Genomic DNA, 19,992 nt, shown 5'->3' with positions numbered 1-19,992 from the left:
GGTGTGAAAACCTCCAAAAGAAACAGGGCGCGGGGCGCCTCCGCCGAACGGTGCGCGGACGCTACATGAGGGCCCTGGTCAGAAAATAATCGGCAACGAGGATGAGCATGAAGGAAAGAACCACCGACCTGGTGGTCGCCTGCCCGATCCCGCGCGCCCCTCCCGACGTGGCGAAGCCGACATAACAGGCGACGAGGGCCACGATGGAGCCGAAGCAGACCGCCTTGGTGAGACCGGTCCCTATCTCCCGCATCTTCAGCGCGGCAGTGAGACTGTCGTAGTAGGTGGAGTAGGAGACGAAAATGTGGGGGTGCAGGTTGCTGATGATCGCCCCGCCGATGATCCCCACGAAGTCGGAGTAGATGACGAGCGCCGGGACGCAGATGATGCACGCGATGAAACGCGGCATCGCCAGATAGCGCACAGGGTCGATATCGAGAGTGCGCAGCGCGTCTATCTCCTCGTACACCGTCATGACCCCGAGCTCCGCCGCCATCGCGGAACCGACACGGCCGGCCACCAGAAAGCTCGTCATGACCGGACCGAGCTCGCGCACCATCGAGTGCCCCACGATGGCACCGATGATGTTCTGCCCGCCGTACTTCTCCAGCTCGACACCGGTCTGCAGGGCGAGGACCATCCCGACGAAGAACGCCATGACAGAGGCGACCGGCAAGGTCTCGAAGCCGATGATCGACATCTGCGTGAGGATGCTCGGAATGTTGCGCGGCGCCTCGCGGAAGTAGTAGAAGATGCGCCCCTGGAGCAAGAGCATCTCCCCCAGAATCTGGTGGAAGTAAAGCACCCTCTTCCCCAGCGCCTCGAGGAATCTCGTCACTTCGCCCCCCATTTCACGCCTGGCAGCCAGAAGAGGGAAAACTCCCGTTCCGGTCCATTGCTTTTATACCTGACAACCCCCTTCAGGAGCTTCAGGTCTTTCCCCGATTTCTCGGAGTTGTAGCGGATCAGCGGGAAGACCTCGTAGGCGAGATCCTCGCCGCGCCGCTCATGCCAAAAAAGATTCCACATAAAGCTCGAGGCCGAATGTCCGTTGCCGTCCCACTTTCTCTGGTAGATGCGCCACAGCGGCGCCCAGTTCCTCTCTATCCCCTCGCGGTCCAGTATCGACTCCACCGGTGCCGGGAAGGAGAAGGAGGAGACCCCCTGCGGCGTGCGCGTGTAGAGATAGAGCGGCCACAGAGCGGAGCGCTCGCGGCTGCTGCCGTCCTTGGGCCAGCTCTCCGTGCTCGAGCGGTACAGGAAGTAGAGCACGCGGTCCTCGTCCCGGTTGAAGATGTTGGAGCGCCACTCCTCATGCCGGTAGAAAGGCCACCCGTACCAGTGAGTCTGCCGCTCTCCCGTGGTGATCTTCGCGTAAAAGGGGAGAAAGACGTCGGAATCGCGCCCCTCGCCGCGCACCGTGCGGATGAAGGGGTAGAAGTAATCAGTCTCGTGGTACTTCTTTGCGCGGTCGTCCGTGTACCCGAAGAAAGGCCACAGGTAGCTGCGGCTCGTCTTTTGCGGCGAATCGGTCGCGGCGTAGAAGGGGAAATAAAATTTCTTCGTCGTGGGGTTGTCCGTGTCGAGCCCGCTCTCCCCTTCGAGATAGAAGGGCCACATCACGTACTTCTTGTGGTACACCCCTTCCTTCGCCTCCTGCCCATAAAGGGGAAAGACGCCGAAGCCGCTCTCGTTTTCCCCTTCAGTGCGGGAGAAGATGGGCCAGAGGTAGTGGGTCCTGGTCGTCCCCTTTTTCACCGTCTGGCCGTAGAGCGGGAACATCACGAAGTGGTACTCGTCCCGCCAGAAGCGCTCGTACATGTCACCGTAGAAGGGGGCGACGGCGCGGTAGGGGCCGTACTTGTCGGACCTGCCCGAGATATAGAAAGGGAACAGAGTCGTCCCTTCCTCGCGCGCCTTCCCCTCGTCCTTGCGGTACGTCGTCTTCTGGTAAAGCCTCAACACCTCGAAGCTCTCGGCTTCGCGGGAGTTGTCGGAGGCGGCAACGGGATAGAGGTAGGTCGTGGAAGAGCTTTCCTCTTTCACATCCTCGGTGCGGTAAAAGAAGGGTCGCACCGCATCGACCCGCTCGTCCCCCTTTATCTGGAACTTCAGGAACGGGCCAAGAATGGAGAGATTGCGGTATCCCTCGGCAGGGCTCTCGCGGTAGTCGACGAGAGGCCAGAGGGTGAAGATGGTTCCGTGCGAATCGTCACCGGCCTGAACCGGCGCTGCTATGAGCAGGGAAAAGAGAGCCCCTATGGAAAAGCGAAATAAAGACATGAACCTCAACTTTGTAAGCCAGCGGAGAAACTCCGGAATACTAACTGCAGCCGTTAGGCGGAGTCAATCAAAAAATGCCGTAAAGCGTAGCCGTCAAGACCAGTTTCGTCCGCAGATTACGCAGATTTCCGCAGATTAAAGTCAGAAGCTACGGATAGAGAAACTGCTTTTAAAAAATCTGCGAAAATCTGCGTGATCTGCGGATAGAAGGTTTTGCTTCTGCGCCGCCGCACAAAAAAGAACAGGCAGGAAACCGCTGTGGTCTCCTGCCTGCCTGATGGCTTGCCTACGCCTTCGCTTATTTCGCTGCTACCACTATATCAGTACTTGCTGTCCGCGTAATCGACCCAGCCGCCGGCCAGTACCAGCGCCTTGTCAAAGGGGGAGAGAGCGAACTTGATCTCCGCCTTCTTCCCGCCGCCGACGATGCTCAGCGTCTCCCCTGCCACATTGACGGTGATCGTGGCATCAGGGCACTCGGCGAAAGCGAAAAGCTCCTCGATCTGCTGCTCGGGCAGCTCGATCGCCACCATCCCGCAGTTGAACATGTTCTGCCTGAAGATGCGCGCAAAGGACTGCGCGATGACGACGGAGATGCCGTTTACCTCCAGCACCCACGGTGCGTGCTCCCTTGAGGAGCCGCAGCCGAAGTTCGCGCGCGTCACCACCACGCCGGCATTGCGGGTCTTCTCACTCTTGGGGTCGAATCCCTCCAGCTTCAGATCTTCCAGCAGGTACGGGCGAAGGTCCGCCTTGGTGATCTCGGTCAGGTACTTCGCCGGAATGATCTCGTCGGTATTTATGTCGCTCCGGTCCAGAAAGAGTACCGGGCCGCCAAAAGTCTTCATATAAGCTCTCCCTTTTGTGGAAATTGCATATCAGCACCACATGCAATGCTGAACCGCTGGCGCCGAACCCTCGAACGGGCGGGCCAGGGGGGGGACAGAGTCCCCTCAAAACTGCCTACAGGTACTTCCGCGGGTCGGCCAGTTTCCCCTCGATGGCGGAAGCTGCGGCGGTTGCGGGAGAGAGGAGGTGAACCATGCCACCCTTCCCCATGCGCCCCATGAAGTTCCTGTTGGTGGTCGCCGCGCATACTTCCCCTTCCGCCAGGACGCCGTTGCTCATGCCGAGGCAGGCGCCGCAGGTCGGGTTGGTGACGCAGAAGCCGGCATCCATGAAGATGTCCATCAGCCCTTCCTTCAGGGCGTCCTTGTACACCTGCGGGGTGGCCGGCGAGAGGATGCCGCGCACGGTCGGGGCAATCTTCTTCCCCTTGAGGATCTGGGCCGCGATGCGCAGGTCTTCCAGCCTGCCGTTGGTGCAGGAGCCAAGATAGACCTGGTCCACAGGCTCTCCGACCATCTCGCTGATCTTCTTTACCATGTCCGGCTTGTAGCCGTAGGTGCACAACGGCTCTATCGCTGAAAGATCGAAGTTCAGCACGCGCTCGTACTGGGCGTCGGGGTCGGACCACCACCCCTTGAACGCCTGCAGCGCCTCTTCCTTCGATGCATAGTCGCCGGAAATGAAGGGCCAGAGGTACTCGAGGGTGGTCTCATCCGGCATGCAGATACCGGAGGTGCCCCCCGCCTCGATCGCCATGTTGCACAGCGTCATGCGCGATTCCATGGTCATGGCCTCGACGATCGGGCCGCCGAACTCGAGGACGCGGTCGGTGGCGCCGTTCACGCCGAGCTGCCCGATGACGTAGAGGATCGCGTCCTTCGCGTACACCCCTTTCGGCAGCGTCCCGTTCAGGTTCACCCTGATGGTCTTCGGCTCGCGGAAGGCGCAGACCCCTTTCAGGATCCCCACCTCCAGGTCGGTCGTCCCGACGCCTGCCGCAAAGGCGCCGAAAGCGCCGTGGGTGCAGGTGTGGGAGTCGCCCATGATGACGGTGTTACCGGGCCTGATGAAACCCTTCTCCGGGAAGAGGGCGTGGCACACGCCGTTGGCGCCCACGTCGAAGAAGTCCTTGATGTCGTGGCGCCGCGCCCAGTCCCTGAGCATCTTCGCCTGGGTGGCGGTCTTCGAGTCCTTGCTCGGGGTGACGTGGTCGATGACGGCCTTGATCCGGTCCGGATTGAAAACGCGGTCCTTCCCGCGTGCAGCGAGATCCGCGATGGCGATCGGGGTGGTGATTTCGTGGCACATAACCACGTCGATTTTCAGCACCTTCGTGCCGGAAAAAGGCTCGTCCACCAGATGGGCGGCAAATATCTTTTCGGCTGTAGTCATGCCCATAAAAAGCGCTTTCCTTTTAGCGAAATAGGATGATTAATTCTGACGCCAACAATAAACCAAAGGCACCCGACAAATCAAACTAATAATTGTTCAATATTATTAAACCTTTGCCTCGCGACTGCCCCGATGGTATACTTCCTCGCACCAAAATCAGAGGCAGGAGTTCAGACGATGCAATTGCGTTTCACCCGAGCAAATGGCGAGATCGACACACTGATTGACGAGCTCCTGGACAAGATCGGAGGGGTGCACCATCCGGACCTGGTGCGGGAGATGGTCATCGCCGCGCTGAAGGCGGGGCAGGATACCGACTATCTCGCCGACCTGAAGCTCCTCAGCAACACCCTGAAAGAGATGCGCTACACCACCCTCGTCTTCGCCCCCTACCGGCACAGAAAGAAGGTCACCATCTTCGGCTCGGCGCGCACCCTTCCGGAAGAGCCGATGTACCAGACGTGCGTCAATTTCGCCCGCACCCTCGCGCAGAAGGGGTACATGATCATCACCGGCGGCGGCCCCGGGATCATGCAGGCGGGAAACGAAGGCGCAGGGAGCGAGCACTCCTTTGCGGTGAACATCCGGCTCCCCTTCGAGCAGGGCGCGAACGTGGTCATGCTGAAAAATCCGCGCCTCATCACCTACAAGTACTTCTTCAACCGGAAGGTTGCCTTCGTGAAGGAGACCGAGGCCATCGCCGTCTTTCCCGGCGGCTTCGGCACACTGGACGAGGCGATGGAAGTCTTCACCCTCGTACAGACAGGGAAGACCTCGCCGAAGCCGCTCGTACTGGTGGACGACGAGGACGGGTACTGGGAGCAGTGGTTCAGGTTCATGAAGGAGCGCCTCCTGGTGAAGGGGTTCATCTCCGCCGAGGACTTCTCCATCTTCACCATCACCAAGAGCTACGAGGAGGCGGTCCGGGTCATCGAGGAGTTCTACAAGAATTACCACTCGATCCGTTTCGTCAACGGGCTCCTCATAATCAGGCTCAACAAGGAACTGACCCCGACGCAGATAGAGATCCTGGAAAACGAGTTTCCCGAGCTGCGCGTCCCCGGCACCAGAATCGTCGCCAGCGGCCCCCTTCAGGAGGAGAGCGACGAGCCGGATCTATTAGACCTGCCGAGAATTTCCCTTCATTTTGACCACCAGCATTACGGGCTCCTCATGGCGTTCATAGGGCGGCTAAACACCTTCTAGGAGCGGCTCTACGAAAAAATCTTTATAAATAATTTCTTGACAACCGTATTACACGATGCTAATTTTTTCCCGAACAGCTGGTCACGGACGTGTTTTAAGCACCGGAAGGCTTCAAAGGCAATTATCCTTTGGGTCGTTTTCAATGCCGAAGACTCTCCGGACAGAACGGCACACACGTAGAATCCGGCGAGGACCGGAGGGCACAAAAGGAGGCAGGGAAAATGGCACAGGGTAAAGTGAAATGGTTCAATGACGCGAAGGGCTTTGGTTTCATCGAGCAGGAGAACGGCGAGGACGTGTTCGTTCATTTCTCGGCAATCACCGGGGAAGGCTTCAAGTCCCTCACCGAAGGGGAAGCGGTCACTTTCGACGTGACGAACGGACCGAAAGGGCTTCAGGCGGCTAACGTCAAGAAGATGTAAGCCCCCCGGCTCCTGACGAAAAGGCCCCGCAGGAATTTCCAGCGGGGCTTTTTTCTTTCCTGCAGTCGGATGTAGAAAACCGCGTCAGTCACCTCAAAGAAGCATCACTCCACCGCCCCCTCCCGCTCAGTACATTCCGGCATCTCAAGGACTACTATCCCCCCCATTTGCAAAGCTCCATCCGGGAATCCGGGGGGAGCATGGGTACATTGCCACGAAGCACTGCAGAAGGCCCAACGTCCCCCCCTTTGCGAAGGGGGGACAGGGGGGATTTGCCTGTGGTTGCACCACAAGGTGCCGCCAGTGAAGGTTATGGCAGCTTCACCCACCCCCCAGCCCCCTCCCGTCAAGGGAGGGGGGACGTCGGGCGGATGGGCAGCAGCGGAACCTACAGCGGTTCCACATCCCTGAAGGTGGCGAGATGCAGCCGGTTGAGGGCGTTGATGTAAGCCTTTGCCGATGCCTCGATGATGTCGGTGGAGGAGCCGCGCCCGACGACTGTGCGGGCGCCGCCGGCGAGGCGAACGGAGACTTCCCCCTGGGCGTCGCTGCCGCCGGTAATGGAGCCGACGTTGTACTGCACCAGCCGCTCATCCATGCTGGTGAGCTTGCGGATCGCCTTGAAAGTCGCGTCCACCGGCCCGTCGCCGAGCTCCGCAGTGCGCACCTGCTCACCGTCGATCTCCATCTGCACCGTCGCCGTCGCCACCGCGAAGGAGCCACAGGTCACCGTGATGTTGGAGAGCTTGAACTTGTCGTCCAGCCTCATGACCTCGTCAGCCACGATGGCGTCCAGATCCTCGTCGAACACCTCTTTTTTAAGGTCCGCCAGCGCCTTGAAGCGGGTGAATGCCTTGTTGAGGTTCTCCTCGCTGAGCTCGTACCCGAGTTCCTCGAGGCGCTTTTTGAAGGCGTGCCTGCCGGAGTGCTTCCCGAGCACCAGCGCTCCCCCTTTGAGCCCCACCGATTCCGGCGTCATGATCTCGTAGGTCGACTGGTCCATCAGCATGCCGTGCTGGTGAATTCCCGCCTCGTGCGCGAAGGCGTTTGCGCCGACGATCGCCTTGTTCGGCTGCACCACGAGGCCCGTGATGTTCGTCAGGAGGCGGCTGGCCGGGGTGAGCTGCTCGGTCACGATGTTCGTCTTGAAGGGGAGGATGTCGCCGCGGGTCCTGAGCGCCATGACGAACTCCTCAAGCGAGCAGTTGCCGGCGCGCTCGCCGATCCCGTTGATGGTGCACTCCACCTGCCCCGCACCCGCCTGCACTGCGGCGATGGAGTTCGCCACGGCGAGGCCGAGGTCGTTGTGGCAGTGCACCGAGATGACGGCGTCCTCGATGTTCTTCACGTTGTCCTTCAGGTACTTGATGATGTTGAAGTACTCATTCGGAATGGTGTAGCCGACGGTATCGGGGATGTTGACCACCCCCGCGCCGGCGTCGATGACAGCCTCGACGACCTCTGCCAGGAACTTGAGATCGGTGCGCACCGCATCCTCGCAGGAGAACTCCACGTTGCTCGTATAGGAGCGCGCCCGCTTCACCCCTTTCACCGCGGCGTCGAGCACCTCGGCCGGAGACATCTTCAACTTGTACTTCATATGGATGTCGGAGGTCGCGATGAAGGTGTGGATGCGCGCCCGCTCCTGAGCCGATTTCAGCGCCTCCCAGGCACGGTCGATGTCCTTGAACCCGGCGCGGCACAGACCAGCGATCTGCGGCCCCTTGATCGTCTCCGCGATGCGGCGCACCGCCTCGAAGTCCCCTTCTGAGGCGATGGGGAAGCCAGCCTCGATGACGTCCACGTTCAGCTTCTGGAGCTGTGTGGCAAGGCGGAGCTTCTCCTCTATGTTCATGCTGGCACCGGGGGACTGCTCGCCGTCCCTGAGGGTGGTGTCAAAAATCTTGATAGTTCTCGGATGCGTCTCTTTCATGCGCTCCTCCTTGTGTACGATGGTCATTATACCCCTGCGTTGCCGCAACGGTCGGGGGTGGTGAAGCTGCCAAGGTCAAAGAAGGTGGCGCCCCTCCCCCACCATATGCCTCTCCCGCAGGAAAAGGTGAACCTCAGCACGTCGTGGTCCAAATAAAAAAAAGCCTCCGCCCCTAGCAAGGGGCGAAGGCTTTAGAAAGCTTCCGCGGTACCACCCTCGTTCATCCGCGTTGTGCGGACCTCTTTGCGCCCTTAACGCGGGCGGTCGGCCAAAGCTAGCAAGCGGCTGCAATGCAACCGTCTCGTTCACCCTGGCGGCTCCGAGGCGAGTTCACCCGCTTCCCCACCGGTTCGCACCATCCACCGGCTCTCTCAAGGGGAAGGAGAAGGCTACTACTCCTCATCACGGCCTTTAAAGAATTCGTGAATAATATGAAAAAGGATTTGCCGAAGTCAAGGGGTTTTTAGCAGCCGCCGGAGTTAAGCCGCCCCCCCCTCCCCGGACTGGAGCCCCTCGCGACACATCAACAGCCCCCGGCCGGCAGAGGCGGCCATTTCGGCACACCGAACCGCACCAGCCAAGTGCGCGGAACAACAAGGTAAAACCTGCTGCGCCATCACAGTAAAATCAACAATTTTAATGAGATCAGCCCTACAGCGGTAGAGCAGATGGACAGCAACCGGATAACGGGGTAATATTCCGCCGCGCCCCGCCGCACAAGTTTCAAACCCGGCTTTCTGTCTTTGCTTCTGAAAATCTGCGTGAATCTGCGTAATCTGCGGACGATAACGGTTCTGAATGAGAGGAGTGAGAAATGAAGAACAACCCGACGCTGACGACAGAGATCGGCAGGTACTTCCTCACCGACCGCATCAGGGAAGAGGTCGATTTCCGCGGCACCGAGCAGTCGCGCGGAACGCTCCCCCCTCCGGTTCAGAAAGCGGCGCCGCCCGATTCCTCCGTCATTCCCCTCCCGAAGCAGGAAGAATGGGACATCCCGCCGTGCGAGCTGAAGACCGCGATAGGAAACAGGGAAAGCCGCCGCAGCTTCACCTCCGCACCGCTGTCACTGCAGGAGGTGGCATTTCTCCTTTGGGCGACTCAGGGAGTACGGGCGAAAGTGCACGAAGCCGCCGTGTTGCGCACCGTCCCGTCGGCAGGGTGCCGTCACCCGCTCGAGACGTACCTGGCGGTGATGAGGGTCGAGGGATTGGAGAGCGGAATATATCGGTACCTGCCACTGGAGCACGCCCTGGTCAGGGTGCGCATCGTGGAAAATCTCCCCGCGAGCGTTGCCGCTGCCTGTCACGGCCAGCGTTTCGCGGGGCAGGCGGCAGTGACCTTCATGTGGACGGCAATCCCACACCGCACGGAGTGGCGTTATGGGGAGGCGTCGTACAAGGTCATCGCCATCGATGCCGGGCATGTCTGCCAGAACCTTTACCTCGCCTGCGAAGCGATCGGCTCCGGCACATGCGCGATAGCGGCGTACAACCAGACCCTTGTCGATGAACTTCTTGGTGTGGATGGAGATGAGGAGTTCGCGGTATATCTGGCTCCGGTAGGAAAGGTGGCGAGCAAGTGATGGAAGAATGGCAGGTGTATATCATCCTCTGTTCCGACGACTCCCTCTACACCGGGATCACGACGGACGTGGAAAGGCGCTTCAGCGAGCACGCCAGCGGCGCGGGCGCGAAGTACTTCCGCGGCAGGCGCCCGTTGCGGGTCGTGTACAGTGAAAAAGGACACACGCGGTCCTCTGCATCGCGGAGAGAATATGAGATCAAGAAAATGAGCAGGAATGCGAAGGTGCAGCTGACCGAAGAGAACGCGGCACCTGTCTGACCTGTCTGACCTGTCTGACCTGTCTGCCGAAAATGCTCCGGCCTACAAAAAACACACAGGCTATACTGCCGCGGCTACCGGCAACTCCAGCGTAAAGACCGCCCCTCGCCCTACCCCGTCGCTGTGCGCCGTGAGCGTCCCCCCCATCTCCTTTGCCGCCAGCGCGCAGCTGTGCAGCCCGAAGCCGTGCCCACCCTTGCGGGTGGTGAAGCCGTGGCTGAAGATCCGCAACAGGTTCTCCGGCGCGATCCCCTCCCCGCAGTCCGCCACCGATATCCGCAGGCACCCTTCCACGACCTCCGTCCGCAGCGTCATCAGAGCAGTCTCCGTTCGATGGCTGTCCATGGCGTACTTCGCGTTGCTGATCAGGTTCACGAGAATCTGCAGCACCCGCGCCTTGTCCAGGGGGACCGACGGGATTTCCGCAAAATCCTTCAGCACCGTCACCTGATGACGCTGCAGCGCACCGCTGTTCATGCGCAGCGCGTCCTCCACGAGGTCGCTCACCCGCGTCGGCTCCATGAGGCTCGTGCCACGCGCATACGACTGCTGCGCGGCCACGATCTCCTTTATGTGGTCCACACTCCCCACCAGGCGCGACAGCTCCCCCATTACGGAGCGCTGCTCCTCGTCCAGCGCCCGGGAGAGCTTTTCCAGGTACGCCGGGAGGAGCCTCCCCCTCGGATCGTGCGAAAGGAAAAGAGGGAGATCCGCCGAGTGCTCCTTCACCAGCTCCACCGTCTTCCCGAGCTCCCGCGACTTCGACGAGGCCATGGCATGCATCACGATCCCGGCAGAGATATTGACGCTGTTTAGCACGTTCCCCACGTTGTGCAGGACGTTCGTGGCGATCTCCGCCATCCCCGCCTGCCGCGCCGTCGCCATGAGCTCGCTTTGTGCCGCGGAGAGCTCCGCCGTGCGCTGCCGCACCCGTTCCTCCAGCTTCTGGTACAGGAGGGCGTTTTCCAGCGACACCGCGAGCTGTCCGGCGAGAAGCTTCACCGCGTCCAGCCCCTCGTCGGTGAAGGCGCCGCGGCTCAGGCGGTTCTCCAGGAGAAGGACGGCGCGCAGCACCCCCTGGTTCAGGATCGGAAGGGCAAGGACCGAGCAGCACTCCAGCGGGAAGAAGTAGCCGTCGAAGGCGAAGCGATCATCCCTCTTCACATCGTGCACGAGGAGCGGCTCCCGGGTCCGCTCCACGTAGCGGAATATCGCCACCGGGAGGATCCGCTCCCGCGCCCCCTCTTCCAGGGGAAGCGCCTCCCCTTCCTCCGGAAGCAGACACCATCCGCTCCCCTCCTGCCAGAGCACCAGGGAGACTCCGGAGGCGCCGGTCATGGCGCCGAGGAGCTCGACTACCTGGGCGCGCACCCTTTCCAGGCTCGTCTCGGAGGAGAGGGCCTGCGAGCCGCGCAGGATCGCCAGCATGTCCACCTGATCGGAGGAGACGCCGTAGCGCGAATCCTCCCCCCGCGGCACGGCACGGGGTGCCCGCAGGAAAGGATAGCGCTCTTCCAGTTGCAGCACCTTCGCCTCGGCTCCCCACTTGCGGTAGTGGGACAGGGCCTCGGACAGGAGGTGCCGTCCGCTCCGCTCCAGCCCGTGATCCAGGTGGCAGAGCGCGGCCCGCTCCGTGATGAGCGCGCGGTGCCAGGGGCGCCGGCGCATTTCAGCCTCAGTCATGGCCTCCTCGAAAGCGCATAACGCTTGTCGCACCTCCCCAACAGACCACGCCCGCTCCGCGTCAAGGAAATGCACCAGATGCCGGAAGTTCTCCGGAGCATCGGCGGCACGCCGCGCCAACCATTCGCGGGAGAGCGCGAGTTCGGCGAGAAGCGCGTCCCGCGCCTCCCCCGCATCCTGCCGTATCCTGTGAGCCAGCGCCAGTCCCTGGAAAAGATGAAAGAGTGCCGTGACGTAGCAGGCGGCGAGGTAAGGGAGGAGCTGCATCGCATCGCCGGCGTACCGCACGAGCTCCGCCATATTTCCCAGCAGAGCCGTCATCATGGCGCGGGTGAAGAGGCGCTGCGCCGCGACGGTCCCGTTCATTTCCGGCTCCGACGGCTTTGGCGCCACACCTCGAGCCAGCATGTCGGCAACTTCCTGGTAGTAGTTGAAGGCCGTCAGGCATTGGGCATTTCCGGTGCGTGCGGAAAAGGCGAGACACGGCTCCAGCATGGAGGTGAATTCCAGGAGGGTGTCTGCACACTCGAAGAAGGCGGGAATGGAGGAGTAGTAGGTAAAACAGGCATTTTGCAGGTCGCCCCCCTGCAGGAGCCCCTCGTGGCTGCGCTGCGCGAGCCGGAAGCTTTCCTCCAGAGGCTCGAACCAGACCCCGGAGCTCAGGGAAAAGAGGAAGAGGGCCTGGGAGGTATCGGGCTCGTAGCGACGCGCCTCGCTCACGGCGACCGCGTGTCGCACCACTCGGTACCCGGTGTGGAAGTCCTCCCTCACCGCCACCGTCATAAAGCTCGCGTGGCTCAGGGGACCTATCAGCGCGGCACATGGGCCGTTTTCCACCCACAGGCGCTGGGCCACCAGGAAGAGCCACGGGGTGACTTCCTGCCCGCTAAAATAGGAGGGGGGAATCATCCGGTTGATCAGGCGGGCGATTGCCAGGATGCGCGGGTCGTCGACGTCGCCTCGCGCCAGGTCCTCCGCAACGCTCGCCTGCGCACCCCATTTCTCAAGGAGGTCCAGTCCCCGCTCGATCTCCCCGCAAAGTTCGTGCTGCTGCGGGACCGCGACACCGAGCGTACGCAGGACCCCGAGCCCGAGCGCCACCGCCTCCGCCGCGCGCCCCCTGTTGGTGAGGCTGCACACCTGGAGCCACGCCGCCCCGGCGAGCTCCACCGGATCGGGGGAGCGCATTTGGATGGAGCGATAGACCTCGTCCGCCTCGTCGAGGCGCGCAAGGCTGTACAATGCCGCGTGGTACTCCCTTTCCATCTGGAGAAAGAGAAGGGTGTCCTCAGGATTGTTGATTCTCTGCAGGAGTTCCAGAGCCGCCGCAACGATGCGCTGTGTAATGGTGAAATTGAGGTTCTTCGTCTTCGCCGCCGCATCCCGAAAGAGCAGCACCGCCCTCCGGCACTCCAGCGGATCCTGCACCAGATGAAGCGCGGCCAGATACTGCTCCGCCGCCAGGATGAGGAACTCCGGAAGGGGGGCCAGGGATCTCCCGAGCGACAGGTGCAGCGCAAGGCGCGCCCCGTGCTCCATGCGGGCGTATGCCGCCTGCTGCACCCGGTCGTGCCTGAACCCCACCGCGCCCCCCGACTCCGACGACTCGATCACCAAAAGCCCGTCCTCAAGTGCCGGCACCAGGTACTCTTCGACCTGCGAGCCCCGGAGAGCGGTCGCCGCCTCGAGGAGCGGGACGGTCACCTTTCCGCCGAGGCAGGCCACCGTCTCCACAAGGTCCTGCGTCTCCTGCGGCAGGAGCGCGATACGGGAGGAGAGAAGGTCGAGAAGGTCGCCACCTCCGACATAGCGGCGGATCGCCGCCGCGTCCCAGCTCCACCCCGACTCCCCCACCACCAGGACCCCCTCGCGCCGCAGGGCGTTGATCATTTCCACCGTGTGGTATGGGTTCCCGCCGGTGCGCGCGATGACGGAGGCGGCAAGTCCTTCTGCTTCCTCCTTCTCCAGGCGCAGCATCTGGCGCAGAAGAAGGGTGAGATCGCGGGGAGGGAGGTTCGCCAGGTGCAAAAGGCGCGGCGGCGTCGCGCAGCCGGCCCACCGTGACAACATCGGCGACAAGGGGTGCAGCGCGTCCACCTCCCCGTCGCGGTAGGCGCAGACCATGAAGAGTCCCGGGACGTTTTCCGTCGCCAGGGCATCGACGAGCCCCAGCGGGGTGGGAGCTGCCCACTGCAGGTCATCGAGCACGAGAACCAGGGGACGTTCCGGCGAGGCGACGGCGCGAAAGACCTCCAGCGCGCTCTGCACCATGCGGTCCTTGTTCTGCAGAGCGTCCCCCGAGAGGGTCTGCGGCGCTCTGCGCAGGACCGCCCCCAGTTCGGGGATAAAGAAAGCTGTGATCCCGGCGTTGGCTCCGTGTTCGCGCAGGATCTTTTCACGCAGCGGTGCGAGCTGGGCCTCAGGCTCGGCAAGGAGAAGGCGCCCGAGCGCCCCCATCGACTGGCGCACCGCGTCCGCCTCCAGATCGCGGCGATACTGGTCGAACTTGCCGCACACAAACCAGCCGCGCCTGGCGGCAACGATCGGACGGAGTTCGTTCAGGAGCGCGGTCTTCCCCACCCCGGGCGCGCCGGCAATAACCAGGCACCCTCCCCGGCCATGCATCGCGAGGTCAAAGGCGTCGTGAAGGGCGGAGATCTCCGTATCCCTCCCCACAAGGCGCGAGGGGGGAGAGAGCCTGAGGGGGAAGTCGCGCTCCCTGAGCGGGAAGTCCGTCGTCTTTCCCGTCAGGAGCGTCTCCCGCAGACGCACCAGGTCGAAGGCGACCCCCTGCGCGCTCTGGTAGCGGCGGTCCGGCTCCTTTTCCATCAGCCGCGTCACGATGCGGGAAAACCCTCTCGGGACCGAAGGATTCCGCTCCGATGGGGGGACCGGAAGCTCTGCCAGGATGTCGTGGATGAGCTGCAGCGGATCATCCCCGGCAAAAGGGGGTGCGCCGGTGGAGAGCGTATAGAGGACCGCGCCGAGGGCATAGAGGTCCGCACGGTAATCGACCGCGCGCCCCGTCCGCCCGGTCTGTTCCGGCGCCAGAAAAGGGAGGAAGCCTGCAATCTCGCGGTGATGCACGAAGCTTGGGCGCTCGTCTGCAAAGGTGGTGGCAAGGCTGAAGTCGACGATGAAGACTCTCTTCTCCAGCGGAGACCACAGTATGCTCGCCGGGGAGAGGTTCTTGTGGGCGACGCCGGCCCCGTGGATGTCGGCGAGGATCTCGGCGACCTGCTGTGCAATCTCCAGAAGGAGCGAGGTCTCCGGGAGCGCAGCACCGGTCAGAGCGGAGAGGGGGACCGCGACGGTATCCTCCAGGGCGATGGTGGCAGGGGCCGTCGTCTCCCCCTCCACCAGGCGAGGCACCCCCGACACCGCCCCCAGGCGCTCCACGATGCGCCGTTCGTGGTAGAGGCGCTGCAGGGCGTTCTGACCGAGGAACTCCTTCGTAAGGACCGCCCCTCTCCCATCCCGGCGCGGTACACGGCAGATGCGAGCCAGTCCGTTCTCGAAGAGTAGTTCTTCCTTACCTCTCTCACCCGACTCCCGGGTCATCGCACCCCTCCTTCCCTTGCCGACGCCGGCGCTCGCGAAACTCGTTTGCTCTCGAAGAGGATCTCCCTGCCGCAGCTCATGCCGCTCCGGTACTCGGCGTGGGTCATTCGCAAAACTCCTTGCTGCTGGATATTCCCGTGTTGCCTCGGCGAGGGTGTGGAGGAGGAGAACCGTGAGAGAAAAGGAGACGCAGCACAGCGTCATATCGGCAGAGGAGGGGGAATGCTTTAGGCAATGCGGCAATGGAGACGGGAGATGGGTGAGGAAATGCGCAGAGTGCAGAGGTTCGGCTGTGGCGTTCGGACGCGGCCCCTTCACGTATGGCCTGGCAAAAGCAAATCCCCCCTGTCCCCCCTTCGCAAAGGGGGGAAACGTGAGGTCTCGTGCAGTGGTTAGTATGAGAATACTGCAGGTTGAAGTGTTACCTATGTCCGCGAACCCGTTACCTATGTCGCCGAACACGTGTTACCTATGTCCCCGAACACCTATTACCCGCGACTCCGGGCTATGCAGGACCGCGAGTTCTCCTGCAGCGGCCACTGGATATCTGCTCCACGTTCGCGGCCTTACGTCCCCCCCTTTGCGAAGGGGGGACAGGGGGGATTTGGCCTTTGGTGGCGACATCTGGCATGGTGGCACCTTCCAAGGAGGAGGAGTCGGGCATGTCAGGGGTGACGGAGGATATTGCCACCGGGGGGAAAGTCGCCACGCTCCAGCTCGTTCCTGTCCCAGCGGGCGCACTCGGCGGCCGCCTCGTAGGTCGTCTGGAGGAAATCGAGGAGAGCGCTGTCGGGCGACGGCGCGCGACGCACTTCCTCATACGGGAGGACAAACTCCTTCAATCCCGCATGGTACCCTGCACCGGCCGGCCGCACCGGGGCTGCTGAAAATCCCGGCGGCTCCGGGTACGAGTAGGAGTAAAAGATCGGCTCAGGCAGGAGCTCACCGCCGGGCCAGAATCCGCAGCTGCTCACCTCGTGGGAGTACGCCTCACGCGTGACCCAGTCCGGGAGATGCGGGATCCCACCGGGATGCGGCGGCGCGGGTCGTCCGGAGAAGCGGGTGACGGCGAGGTCGAAGCTTCCCCAGAAGAAGTGCACGGGGCTGCACTTTCCGATAAAGCGGGCGCGAAACTCCTTGAAGACCCGATCGATCTGCACCAGCGCGCGCCAGAAACGGTTGGCCTGTTCCGCCTCGTAGGAGGCGTGTACGCGATCGGTTTCAAAGGGAATCGGTTCCGCCACCTCATTCGGGATCGTGCTGATCTGCACCGGAAGGTTCAACTCGGAGAGCCTTGCCAGGAGCTCCTCGTAGAAGTGCGCCACCGGACGCGGCGCCAGAGGTATCGTCCTTTTCCCGCCGTCACTGGCGAGGATATGGACCGCATGCTCGATAAAGTCGAAGTTGATCTCGAAGGTTCTGCTCCCGTACGGGATCGGCGAAGTCGTGAGCCCGCGGGAGGTGACGTACAGCGGCGTGTGCCACGAGTGGTTCACCCATGTCGTCTGAACCAGCCTTACCTTGCCGACTACCTGCGTGTACATGTGCAGCGTGGCGCAGGTGTCCTTCCACTCGGCAAAGGGGATGCTCGGCCAGTCATTGCTGGTTGCTTCCAAAGAGGATTGTGCTGTCATGTCCCGCTCCCTGTAAAGTTGCCGAAACCCCGCAGTTTGGACCATAGAAGAAATTATAGCATCTCCAGCTGTCTCCCCATGAAAGGGGACAGCGGCACAGGCGCAGGCGAGCACGCTCTCAGGGTGGGAGTGGGGTGAGCAGGAGGCGTCCATGTAGGCCGGGATAAGCCGCCAGGTGTTCCCGGCAGTCCACCACAGACGCAGCCGCGCGGCAGCGAATGCCGGAAACGCTACCGCTTATTCCGGCCTACAAATGCCAAAGGGCCCCGGGGCGGAGATGATGAGGCGGATCGGCACGCCCCCCGACTGGGCGGACCTCATTGACCGGGTCTACGGCACCGGTGGGTTCACCACGAAAATGTCCACCCGCTCCGGCCCGTGCACGCCTATGGCGAGGGTGAGCTCGATGTCGGCGGTACGGCTGGGGCCGGTGATGATTGCCATGTTCGTCGGCGGTGTGCCGATGCTCCCGATAAAGTCATCGAGCGTCCGGTAGATCTTCTCCGCGGGGAGGATTGCTACGTGATGCGAGGGGAGGAGGCTTCCCTGCACGGCCCTCCCCTCCACGCTGGCGCACACTATGCTCCCGGTTTCCGCAATCCCCGCAAAAACCTCCTCCACCGCAACCTGCGCCTCCTCATATCCCACGAGGGGCGTCACACCCTGCACCGCCGCCACCTCCAGCTCGCTGAGAGCGGGAGAGTACACAGCACCCGCCGCCGGCAAGAGCGCCGCGATCGCTTCCCGCAGGGCGTCGGCATCTGCGACCTCCATCGCTACCGCCGCGGCGCCTGCCGCCTTCTCCATGAAAGTTGCCACCATCTCCGCACGGGTCACGGCATCCTCCTGTGAAATGGCCTCGCCGCCGGCTCCGGGAGCCTCCCCGCTACCTTTTCCCCGCCAACCTTTTTGATCACGGGCCAGAGAAGCCGGGAGAGCTTTTCTCCCCATCCAAAGAGCGCAGGCTGGGCGGCCGCCGCGCCGAAGAGGCGCATGCCGATCCTTTCCCTCCTGTCGGAGAGACCGTCCCTCACCCTCTCCTCCCTCAGCTTCACGATGAGTTCCACCAGCGGTATGCGCACCGGGCAGACGTCGACGCAGGCGCCGCACAGCGTGCTGGCGTCGACCAGCGGGTAGGAGTTTTCCATCCCGGTGAGAAGGGTCGTCAGCACCATACCCATCGGCCCCGGGTAGGTCCAGCCGTAGGCGTGCCCGCCGACGGTCCGGTACACCGGGCAGACGTTCATGCAGGCGCCGCAGCGGATGCACTTCAGCATCTCGCGGCACTCACCCTTCACGATGGAGCTGCGGCCGTTGTCCACGAGAACTATGTGCAACTCCTTCGCACCGGTCGCCTCCCCCGCTTTGCGGGTCCCGGTGATGAGAGAGACGTAGCTGGTGATCGCCTGCCCCGTCGCCGAGCGCGGCAGGAGGCGGATGAAAGTCGGCAGGTCGGTGAGCTTTGGCAGGATCTTTTCGATGGAGAGGACGGCAACGTGCAATGGAGGGAGGCTCGTCACCATCCTGCCGTTCCCCTCGTTGGTGAAGAGGACGAGGCTGCCGGTGTCGGCTATGGCGAAGTTCGCCCCGGAAATCCCCGCCTTCGCCGCCAGGAACTTCTCGCGCATGACCTTGCGCGCGGTCTTCGTCAGGACCTGCGGGTCTTCGGTGTACGGTACGCCGAGGCGCTCCGAGAAGAGCTTTCCCACCTGCTTCCTGTTCTTGTGAATGGCCGGAACGATGATGTGCGACGGGGTCTCCCCCTCGAGCTGGATGATGTATTCCCCGAGATCCGTCTCCACCACCTCTATCCCCAGCCGCTGCAGGTGGTGGTTAAGCCCTATCTCCTCGGAGACCATCGACTTCCCCTTCGCCGCCATGGTGATGCCGTGCCCGGTGAGGATGGAGCCGACGATGTCGCAGGCGCTTTGCGCATCACTCGCCCGGTGCACCGTCGCCCCCTGCCGGGCTGCGTTCGCTGCGAAGGTGTCCACATAGCCGGGGAGGTTGTCCAGCACCTCCATGCGAATCGCCGAGGCCTTCTCGCGCAGCGCCTCCAGGTCCGGGACCGAGCCGAAGGCGAGGGTTCGCCTGGTGCCGAAGGTATCGGCGGCGTTTCTGAGCGCGGCGCGCAGCGACTCATCGGCAATGGAGGCAACGGAGTTGGCGCGGAAATGGAGGCTTCCCTGTTCTTCGCTCATAATCCCTCCGCCAGGAGTTGCACGAGGTGCTTCGCCTTTACCGTGCTGCCGCGGCGCTTCAGCGCGTCCGCTATCGTCATCAGGCACGCGCTGTCGCCGCCGGTGACCGTGTCGGCGCCGGTGGCGATGACGGAATCGGCCTTCTCCTCGGCGAGTGCGCAGGAGATCTCCGGCAGCTTTGCCATGAAGACTCCGCCGAAACCGCAGCAGCGGGTCGCGTCCGGCATGGGGACGAATTCGGCCCCTTTCAATGCGGCGATGAGGAGGAGCGGCTCCTCCCGCACCCCCAGCATCCGGGTCAGATGACAGGAGGAATGGTAGGTGATGCGCCCCTTCCCGATGAAGCTCCTTTCCTGCGCCCGCAACGTTCCGACCAGGAACTGCGAGATCTCGAAGACTCTCGCCGCGGCCCGCGCCGCCTTCTCGGCGAGCCGGGGGTCATCACGGAAGAGCTCGGGGTAGTGGTGCTTCACCATCGCGGCGCAGGAGCCTGAGGGGGTAACGATGGGGTCGTCGCCGGTGAAGACGGAGAGGAAATGTCTTGCAGCACCCCGCGCTTCCTCGCGATACCCGGCGTTGAAGGCGGGTTGCCCGCAACAGGTCTGTCCCTTCGGGAAGACAACCTCCACCCCGAAGTGCTCCAGGAGTTGCACCGTCGCCTCTCCCACCTCCGGGTAGAAGGAATCGATCATGCAGGTGCCGAAAAGCTGAACTCGCATAAACTCTTTGCCTCCTTGGTATCGAGAGCACCCTTTCCTGCGGTGAAGTCTACTGGAGCGGACTGCGCTGTCAATTAAACCGATCTGTATGCGGCTCCCACTGTTACTTTTGGTCTTCATTCATGACACCACCTTCCTTGACATAGTGCAGCAGGAAATTATTCTATTGTTCGTACCGCGTACAGTAACACCAAGGGACTGTATCAGCTTCGACAGGAGATGCGACGCACAATGTAAGTAATAATGACGCCAGAGGTAAGAATG

At 62.4% G+C, this 19,992-nt stretch carries 14 protein-coding genes and 1 other annotated feature; of the genes, 4 read left to right on the top strand and 10 right to left on the bottom strand.

The genetic code is table 11. The annotated features are described in order from the left end of the window. Positions 1 to 61: 61 nt before the first annotated feature. From LPW11_RS14040 to LPW11_RS14025, 4 genes are all read right to left on the bottom strand, one after another. On the bottom strand, positions 62 to 850 hold the full coding sequence (locus LPW11_RS14040; protein ID WP_442899785.1) for an MlaE family ABC transporter permease: 789 nt from the start codon (positions 848 to 850) through the stop codon (positions 62 to 64). After that, on the bottom strand, positions 835 to 2,283 hold the full coding sequence (locus tag LPW11_RS14035) for a hypothetical protein (RefSeq protein ID WP_230994498.1): 1,449 nt from the start codon (positions 2,281 to 2,283) through the stop codon (positions 835 to 837). The genes LPW11_RS14040 and LPW11_RS14035 overlap by 16 nt, the downstream gene beginning before the upstream one ends. Positions 2,284 to 2,603: 320 nt before the next feature. Beyond that, positions 2,604 to 3,131, bottom strand: coding sequence for a 3-isopropylmalate dehydratase small subunit (locus LPW11_RS14030; RefSeq protein ID WP_230994497.1), 528 nt, complete (start codon positions 3,129 to 3,131; stop codon positions 2,604 to 2,606). Between the two features lie 115 nt (positions 3,132 to 3,246). Next, the gene (locus tag LPW11_RS14025) at positions 3,247 to 4,530 is read right to left on the bottom strand and encodes a 3-isopropylmalate dehydratase large subunit (protein WP_230994496.1); all 1,284 of its coding nucleotides are present in this window, start codon (positions 4,528 to 4,530) and stop codon (positions 3,247 to 3,249) included. A 171-nt stretch (positions 4,531 to 4,701) separates the two neighbouring features. On the opposite strand from LPW11_RS14025, the gene LPW11_RS14020 reads away from it, so the two are divergent. Both LPW11_RS14020 and LPW11_RS14015 read left to right on the top strand, forming a co-directional pair. Beyond that, positions 4,702 to 5,730: a TIGR00730 family Rossman fold protein gene (locus tag LPW11_RS14020; protein WP_230994495.1), complete on the top strand. Its 1,029-nt coding sequence runs from the start codon at positions 4,702 to 4,704 to the stop codon at positions 5,728 to 5,730. A gap of 221 nt (positions 5,731 to 5,951) precedes the next feature. Continuing rightward, complete coding sequence (locus tag LPW11_RS14015) at positions 5,952 to 6,152, top strand: cold-shock protein (protein ID WP_230994494.1); 201 nt, start codon at positions 5,952 to 5,954, stop codon at positions 6,150 to 6,152. 388 nt (positions 6,153 to 6,540) lie between these two features. Here LPW11_RS14015 and LPW11_RS14010 read toward each other — a convergent pair whose 3' ends face one another. Then, positions 6,541 to 8,085, bottom strand: coding sequence for a 2-isopropylmalate synthase (locus LPW11_RS14010; protein ID WP_230994493.1), 1,545 nt, complete (start codon positions 8,083 to 8,085; stop codon positions 6,541 to 6,543). A 175-nt stretch (positions 8,086 to 8,260) separates the two neighbouring features. After that, positions 8,261 to 8,500 (bottom strand) — a binding site (T-box leader). Positions 8,501 to 8,899: 399 nt separating this feature from the next. Here LPW11_RS14010 and LPW11_RS14005 point away from each other — a divergent pair. After that, on the top strand, positions 8,900 to 9,670 hold the full coding sequence (locus LPW11_RS14005) for a SagB/ThcOx family dehydrogenase (RefSeq protein ID WP_230994492.1): 771 nt from the start codon (positions 8,900 to 8,902) through the stop codon (positions 9,668 to 9,670). Then, a complete protein-coding gene (locus LPW11_RS14000) occupies positions 9,670 to 9,930 on the top strand; it encodes a GIY-YIG nuclease family protein (RefSeq protein WP_230998296.1) in 261 nt (86 codons plus the stop codon). The genes LPW11_RS14005 and LPW11_RS14000 overlap by 1 nt, the downstream gene beginning before the upstream one ends. Positions 9,931 to 9,990: 60 nt before the next feature. Here LPW11_RS14000 and LPW11_RS13995 read toward each other — a convergent pair whose 3' ends face one another. The 5 genes from LPW11_RS13995 to LPW11_RS13975 form a co-directional block, all read right to left on the bottom strand. Beyond that, entirely contained in the window at positions 9,991 to 15,174 is a 5,184-nt protein-coding gene (locus LPW11_RS13995; protein WP_230994491.1) for a trifunctional serine/threonine-protein kinase/ATP-binding protein/sensor histidine kinase, read from the bottom strand. 665 nt (positions 15,175 to 15,839) lie between these two features. Beyond that, on the bottom strand, positions 15,840 to 16,808 hold the full coding sequence (locus LPW11_RS13990) for a DUF5996 family protein (protein WP_230994490.1): 969 nt from the start codon (positions 16,806 to 16,808) through the stop codon (positions 15,840 to 15,842). 330 nt (positions 16,809 to 17,138) lie between these two features. Beyond that, positions 17,139 to 17,645 carry a LutC/YkgG family protein gene (locus LPW11_RS13985; RefSeq protein WP_230994489.1) on the bottom strand — a complete coding sequence of 169 codons (507 nt, stop codon included), beginning with the start codon at positions 17,643 to 17,645 and terminating at the stop codon, positions 17,139 to 17,141. After that, on the bottom strand, positions 17,642 to 19,009 hold the full coding sequence (locus LPW11_RS13980) for a LutB/LldF family L-lactate oxidation iron-sulfur protein (protein WP_230994488.1): 1,368 nt from the start codon (positions 19,007 to 19,009) through the stop codon (positions 17,642 to 17,644). Before LPW11_RS13980 ends, LPW11_RS13985 begins: the two co-directional genes overlap by 4 nt. After that, entirely contained in the window at positions 19,006 to 19,728 is a 723-nt protein-coding gene (locus LPW11_RS13975) for a (Fe-S)-binding protein (protein ID WP_230994487.1), read from the bottom strand. Before LPW11_RS13975 ends, LPW11_RS13980 begins: the two co-directional genes overlap by 4 nt. Positions 19,729 to 19,992 lie beyond the last annotated feature (264 nt).

Source organism: Geomonas sp. RF6 (assembly GCF_021044625.1).
GTDB lineage: Bacteria > Desulfobacterota > Desulfuromonadia > Geobacterales > Geobacteraceae > RF6.
Note: the sequence above shows the minus strand (reverse complement) of the source record. Positions and strands in the feature narration are given on the sequence as shown.

Coding starts and splice junctions, on each gene's coding strand:
- LPW11_RS13980 (WP_230994488.1), bottom strand. CDS start 19,009: ATGAGCGAAGAACAGGGAAGCCTCCATTTCCGCGCCAACTCCGTTGCC.
- LPW11_RS13975 (WP_230994487.1), bottom strand. CDS start 19,728: ATGCGAGTTCAGCTTTTCGGCACCTGCATGATCGATTCCTTCTACCCG.
- LPW11_RS14005 (WP_230994492.1), top strand. CDS start 8,900: ATGAAGAACAACCCGACGCTGACGACAGAGATCGGCAGGTACTTCCTC.
- LPW11_RS14035 (WP_230994498.1), bottom strand. CDS start 2,283: ATGTCTTTATTTCGCTTTTCCATAGGGGCTCTCTTTTCCCTGCTCATA.
- LPW11_RS14000 (WP_230998296.1), top strand. CDS start 9,670: ATGGAAGAATGGCAGGTGTATATCATCCTCTGTTCCGACGACTCCCTC.
- LPW11_RS13990 (WP_230994490.1), bottom strand. CDS start 16,808: ATGACAGCACAATCCTCTTTGGAAGCAACCAGCAATGACTGGCCGAGC.
- LPW11_RS13995 (WP_230994491.1), bottom strand. CDS start 15,174: ATGACCCGGGAGTCGGGTGAGAGAGGTAAGGAAGAACTACTCTTCGAG.
- LPW11_RS14040 (WP_442899785.1), bottom strand. CDS start 850: ATGGGGGGCGAAGTGACGAGATTCCTCGAGGCGCTGGGGAAGAGGGTG.
- LPW11_RS14020 (WP_230994495.1), top strand. CDS start 4,702: ATGCAATTGCGTTTCACCCGAGCAAATGGCGAGATCGACACACTGATT.
- LPW11_RS14025 (WP_230994496.1), bottom strand. CDS start 4,530: ATGGGCATGACTACAGCCGAAAAGATATTTGCCGCCCATCTGGTGGAC.
- LPW11_RS14010 (WP_230994493.1), bottom strand. CDS start 8,085: ATGAAAGAGACGCATCCGAGAACTATCAAGATTTTTGACACCACCCTC.
- LPW11_RS14015 (WP_230994494.1), top strand. CDS start 5,952: ATGGCACAGGGTAAAGTGAAATGGTTCAATGACGCGAAGGGCTTTGGT.
- LPW11_RS14030 (WP_230994497.1), bottom strand. CDS start 3,131: ATGAAGACTTTTGGCGGCCCGGTACTCTTTCTGGACCGGAGCGACATA.